Origin of the sequence: Aliiglaciecola sp. NS0011-25 (assembly GCF_040370605.1) — a bacterium.
Taxonomy (GTDB): domain Bacteria; phylum Pseudomonadota; class Gammaproteobacteria; order Enterobacterales; family Alteromonadaceae; genus Aliiglaciecola; species Aliiglaciecola lipolytica_A.
The window spans coordinates 1-987 of sequence record NZ_BAABWR010000055.1 but is presented as its reverse complement, the minus strand read 5'-3'; the positions used below and the strand labels follow the sequence as shown (position 1 = coordinate 987).

The following is a 987-nucleotide window of genomic DNA, read 5'->3' as shown; positions in this document are numbered from 1 at the left end:
CAAACCAATTCAGAGCGAAAAAGTGATGTGAATATGGCGCTTTTGGGCTTTGATAAGAAAGTGGGGGGAAGTTTGGAATTGTTGTGGCTTTATGTAGCTATATCTCTGATTTAATTCATATTACAGACAGCAAGAATCGTCCATCGAGTAGGAGGATTAAAACAAATTTGGCTGCTAAATTGTTTAGGCTTGTTGTAATAATGCTTTGGCCTTTGTTATCCCTCGTATTCGTTGATGGCCGGTATGTTGTTTAAATTGTTGCATCATATGCTCACTGCCTACCGCTGTATGAAAGTGCTGTTCAAACTCTGTGGTAAGCGTTATCCATTGCTCTGAATTAAGGCCAAGGCGTTCTAAAATAGGGCTATGCTGGTGTTCGATGTAACCGGCTTTATCTTCTCGAATACTTCTGCCTGTGCAATCGACTAATTCACAGTAATCTATGAGAGAGAAGGCAATGCCTCTAGGCATACCTTGTCTATGGTTACCCACAAACCCCATCAAGTTTTTGGGTTGCTCTCCTTTAATACAGGCCTGGATACGCTTTTGGATACTGGTGTGTTTTGAGGTTTCTGGCGTTTTTTCGATTTTGGCTCGAATTGGATTTAAATCCACGTAGGCCATGCAAGCTAGCACGGCCGACTCATCTAATAATGCTTGAGATTTAAACCGTCCCTCCCAAAATCGACCTGTGCAGTCATCTTCTTTATTCGCCTCGCGGGCTATGTATTCATTCAGACTGCGCATGAACCAACTAATGTCGTACAAACGTTGACGATAAATATTAATCGTTTCATTCAATGTGATTTGCTCACTTTGACTCAGTGATTCGTCACGCAAAAATCGTTGGGTAAGTAATGTGCCTTTATGTAATTGATGCCAACGATAAGCCACTTCTTTTAACGACCAGTTATCGGCTGCTTCTTTATCAACACAGACTACAATATGTGTGTGATTACTCATGACAGCATAAGCACACACATCAAT

General features: G+C 41.2%; 1 protein-coding gene. It reads right to left on the bottom strand.

Going from position 1 to position 987, the window contains the following annotated elements:
- Positions 1-183: 183 nt before the first annotated feature.
- On the bottom strand, positions 184-987 hold an 804-nt coding region (locus ABWV72_RS21140), incomplete at its 5' end, for a transposase (RefSeq protein ID WP_353372952.1).